This is a genomic window from Streptomyces sp. NPDC058674, from assembly GCF_042716505.1.
Lineage (GTDB): Bacteria > Actinomycetota > Actinomycetes > Streptomycetales > Streptomycetaceae > Streptomyces.
In genome coordinates this window covers 1-4,216 of record NZ_JBHXSC010000135.1, presented here as the reverse complement: position 1 = coordinate 4,216, position 4,216 = coordinate 1, and the positions used below count along the sequence as shown (strand labels likewise).

Annotated in this window: 4 protein-coding genes and 1 pseudogene; 3 read left to right on the top strand and 2 right to left on the bottom strand. The window is 66.9% G+C overall.

The window, feature by feature from the left end; all coding sequences use genetic code 11:
• The first annotated feature begins 86 nt into the window (after nt 1-86).
• Both ACFWU6_RS33570 and ACFWU6_RS33565 read left to right on the top strand, forming a co-directional pair.
• Nucleotides 87-626: a putative adhesin gene (locus ACFWU6_RS33570; protein WP_383985254.1), complete on the top strand. Its 540-nt coding sequence runs from the start codon at nt 87-89 to the stop codon at nt 624-626.
• 115 nt (nt 627-741) lie between these two features.
• The gene (locus ACFWU6_RS33565; protein WP_383985257.1) at nt 742-1,149 is read left to right on the top strand and encodes a hypothetical protein; all 408 of its coding nucleotides are present in this window, start codon (nt 742-744) and stop codon (nt 1,147-1,149) included.
• Nucleotides 1,150-1,206: 57 nt separating this feature from the next.
• Here the strand turns inward: ACFWU6_RS33565 and ACFWU6_RS33560 are convergent.
• Nucleotides 1,207-1,888 (bottom strand): annotated as a pseudogene (locus ACFWU6_RS33560) (IS701 family transposase); the annotation flags it as partial.
• Between the two features lie 43 nt (nt 1,889-1,931).
• Nucleotides 1,932-2,231, bottom strand: coding sequence for a hypothetical protein (locus ACFWU6_RS33555; RefSeq protein ID WP_383813032.1), 300 nt, complete (start codon nt 2,229-2,231; stop codon nt 1,932-1,934).
• Between the two features lie 240 nt (nt 2,232-2,471).
• Between ACFWU6_RS33555 and ACFWU6_RS33550 the strand changes: the two genes are divergently transcribed.
• Nucleotides 2,472-3,650, top strand: coding sequence for a glutamate--cysteine ligase (locus ACFWU6_RS33550; protein ID WP_383985251.1), 1,179 nt, complete (start codon nt 2,472-2,474; stop codon nt 3,648-3,650).
• Nucleotides 3,651-4,216 lie beyond the last annotated feature (566 nt).

The following is a 4,216-nucleotide window of genomic DNA, read 5'->3' as shown; positions in this document are numbered from 1 at the left end:
CTGGAACAGCACCCACAACTCATCCGGCACCAGCCGCTCAATGATCCCCACCATGACCGACAGCCTACCCGCGAAGCCCAAATGAGATGACTTCTAAGGCGGGCGGGAGCAAGGCCGGTGGAGCCCGCAGCAGTGCGGACGTAGGCCGGACGAACGGCGCCTGGTCCAAGCGGACAGCGCGCAAGAATGTCAATAGCCAACCGACGGTGGTGAAGGGGCGTGACCAGCGGAACGTCGGTGTGCCGAAGGTGGGCCCCGAGTCCGTGACGACCGGACGACGCGCGGATGGTGCAACCGTTTTCGCGGGACACGGTTGGTTCGGTCGGAGTACGAGCAACTTCATGGTTCCCGAGGGCACGACGCTGCACTTCTACATTCCCCACAAGAAGACGCTTGGTGATTCTGCGGGGAAGGCGGTCGAGCTGGGTAAGGGGGCCCCTGACGTCGAGGATGTATTCAAACCCGGAGATATTCTTCCGGATTACATCCTCGGCCCTCCGAAGGACCTCAATATCGTCAGCGGCAGTTGGACTGTGACGCGAGACGTCAACCTCAGCAAGCTGATCGGCAGAGGAATGGGGGATGTCCACTTGGCGATGTGCCGGGAGTTCAATCCCTTCGCCTGATCTAGTCCGAGAGGGCCCCTGCCGTTCAGGTACGGGCCCTCTCCCGTCGAATCGGAATGAACGCGTGCGGGTATGCTGGACCGCAGCGGCGACGATTGTTTGAAGAAGGGCTCCGATGACCTACTACCCGGATCTGGCAACCTACGACTACAACTACCACGAGCCCCCGCAGGGGCTCACTGTAGGTTGGTTGGAAGGAGACGAGGATTTCGCCGTCGGAGAGTCGAGCAATGAATTCGTTGCTAACCTCTTGGACCTCGGGGCGTTCCTGGACCACAAGGCGCGCGGATTTCACCATTGCACTATTTGTACGGTCCTCACCGAACCCATGGCTACTTCGCCTCGAACGGGTAAAAGCTATCCGCTGGGGCATGCGGAGATTCGTGCCACGGCGTCTGACGGGTCGCTTTACGTAGCCCCTAACCTGATCATTCACTATGTTCAGGAGCACGGCTATATTCCGCCTGCTGAATTCATCGAAGCGGTGTCCGTCGAGGTGTCCCGCCGATACTCGGCGGAATGACGCAGCGGAGGCCGGATGCGTGAGCAGCCGGCCTCCCTCTGTCACACGGTCGCCTGCCGCTAGGGTTTGTCTAACAACCGCCCGCTCGAGCTCGGTGCGCCAGTCTTTGGAGAAGCCGTAGGCGGCGTCGGCGGTCACCCACCGGAACGGGATCCGGTCCGTGATCGCCCGGCGGACCATGGCCTTGGCCATCACCGCCTTCGTCTCGAAGGCGACCTTGTCGTCGATGCCGGCGGCCCGGCACCGGTCGCGGTCATCCGTCCATGACGTGGGCAGATAGAGGCGGCGGTCGATCAGGGTGCGGCCACGGCCTCCGGCATAGGCGAGGAACACCCCGATCTGGGAGTTCTCCGTCCGGCCGGCGGTTCCGGAGTACTGGCGCTGGACTCGGCCGAGCGGACACCCTTCTTCAGGAACCCGGTGTCGTCCATAATCAGCACCCCATCCGGATCGCCGAGGTGCTCGATGACGTAGTCCCGCACGTCGTCCAGGACCTCGTCCGCGTTCCAGTCGATCCGGTTCAGCAGCCGGTGGATCCGGTCCGGGCCGCCATGCCCGGCCTCCTCGGCAAGCGTCCAGCCGTTCTCCGCTCCAGCGGAGCTATCAGCCCCCGCATATAGGCAAGAGCCGACTCCCGCGGCTCCGACCTGGAGAAACGGTGCACGAACCGCTCATGCAAGGACTTCAGTTCACCAGCCCACGACCGGGCATCAGCAAGTTCCCCACCATGACCTGACAAACGACCGACCTGCCCAACCGTCACGGCAAACACCGTTGCAGTACTAGGGCGAGGACTGCATCGCGGCCAGCCCCTTCGCCAGATCCTCCGCGTTCATGACCGGGGCGACCTCCACCTCGGCGTTGAACTCCAGGAGCAGGTCCTCGATCAGCGACGGCATGTGGGAACTGTCCTGGAGGTCGAAGACCATCCAGCAGGACCGCACGCCCTCGTGCAGCCCGAAGTAGGCGGCCTCCGGCTTCACCTTCTCCATCAGCTTCTTGATCGTCCGGGGCAGCGTGCCGGACTTGATGCCCTCATTGGTCGCGGCCGTGTCCATGTGCGCCCTGAGCATGACTCTCATGCGGGTCTCCTTCCGTTACGCCCACACTTGGCACAGGCGGCGGAGGCGGCAACATCTACGCCTCCGTCCGGGGCGGGCGCAGAGCCGGCCGACGGGGAGGGGCCGGAGGCGGCGCCGCGCGGGGGGCGTACCCGGGCAGGCGTGGGGAGCGCCTTCGGGGGGTAGCCGCCGGGGGCCGGGCGGATGTGATGCCCCCCGTCTGCCCTCCTCGACGGAAGGGCTGGTTCGATGACATCGGTCGTGCTTGAGTCAGCCGGCGGACCGGAACGCACGGGCAGGGGCCCGCTGCGGTCCGACGCTCCCGCCCCGCCGGTCACGAGCGGGCTTCTGACGGTGGGCGTGGAGGAGGAGTTCCTGCTCGTCGACCGGCGTACGCGCAGGCCGGTGGGCCGTGGTCCCCAGGTCCTGGAATCCGCGGCCACGCTGCTGGGCGACCGGGCGCAGCACGAGTTCTACACCGCCCAAGTGGAGACGTGCACGCTCCCTACGTCGAGGCTGCCGGAGCTGCGCGAGGACCTGGCGTGGCTGCGGACCGTGATGGGGAGGGCGGCGGACGGTGAGGGGTGCCGGCTGATCGCTTCCGGCACCCCGGCGCTCGCCCCGCAGGACCCGCTGGAGGTGACCGCCGGCGAGCGCTACCGGCGGATGGCCGTCCGTTTCGCCGGCGCGGTGGGCCGCTACGACGGGGTGGTGTGCGGCTGCCACATCCACGTCGGGGTGAGCGGCCGGGGCCAGGCGCTCGCGCTGGCCAACCACATGCAGCCCTGGCTTCCGGTGCTGCAGGGCCTCGCGGCCAACTCCCCCTTCGCCCGTGGCCGTGACACCGGCTACGCCGCCGGACGCGCCGCCGAGCACGCCCGCTGGCCCACCGTCGGCCCCGCCCCGGTCCTGGACGAGAGCGGTTACGAGCGCGTGGCCACGGCTCTCGTGCGGGGCGGAACCCTCCTGGACCGGCGGATGATCTACTGGTACGCCCGGCCGTCCGAGCACGTCCCCACCCTGGAGATCCGGGTGGCCGACGTCAACGCGGACCTCGACACCGTCATCCTGCTCAGCGCCCTCGTCCGGGGCCTCGCCGCCTCGTTCCTGTCCGACGTCGAGGAGGGCCTGCGGCCCGTGCCCCTCCTGGACGGCGCCCTCTTGGAGGCGCACCGCCTCGCCGCCCGGTACGGGCTCGAAGGCGAGGGCCTCGACCCGGCGACGGGCTGCCTGCTGCCCGCCCGCATCCTGGCCGAGCGGCTGCTGGCCCGGGCAGCGCCGGCTCTGGCCGCCGCCGGGGACCTCGGCTTCGTCGAGCAGCATCTGCGCCGGCTGCACACCCGCGGGGGTGGCGCAGCCCGGCAGCGCGCGGTCCACGCCCGCCACGGACGGTGCCGCGACATCGTGGACAGCCTCGCCGACGCCACTACGGGCGTATAGGAACTGTCTGGAGTTCCCGGCCTCCCCGGAGTCGCGGCACGACCATCGATTCACGATCAACTTCTCTGATCTCACCCGCAGTTGAATCCGTCATCGGCGCGCGGCTTGCGTCCGGGTGGCGGGGGCGGTGTTGCCGCGTGAATATTTCACTGATTTTCCTCTGGCGTGCGCGCGGCTCCAACAATCGCGCTTGCCCGAGTTGAAAGAGCACAAACGAAACGTCACGGGCTGTAGCGCCCCATCCGCCAGGTTGACTGCTTCAATGCGTTTGGTGGCCGAAATACCGTCCATCCGAGCCCCGTGAGGAGCGGCGTCGGCACACAGAGTAGTCTATCGGGCTGCTTGACACGGGACGTCCCTCCCTCCCTAGAGTGGGGCCCGCCGGATAGGGATCCGGCTTGCTCCACCGAGGAACAGTGCACCCGGATTTCGCACGCATTCCCCTTGAGATGAACTCTGCTCCAAGGGGGTCCGCATGGTGTGGAGGAAATGTGGCTCATTCACCCGTCAGTATCCTTTCCCGGGTAGATTTCAACGGGAATCCATTAACCGAAGAGCTGTTGTGG

Excerpts from the sequence above, each read along its gene's own strand:
- ACFWU6_RS33570 (WP_383985254.1), top strand. The coding sequence starts at position 87 with ATGACTTCTAAGGCGGGCGGGAGCAAGGCCGGTGGAGCCCGCAGCAGT.
- ACFWU6_RS33565 (WP_383985257.1), top strand. The coding sequence starts at position 742 with ATGACCTACTACCCGGATCTGGCAACCTACGACTACAACTACCACGAG.
- ACFWU6_RS33555 (WP_383813032.1), bottom strand. The coding sequence starts at position 2,231 with ATGAGAGTCATGCTCAGGGCGCACATGGACACGGCCGCGACCAATGAG.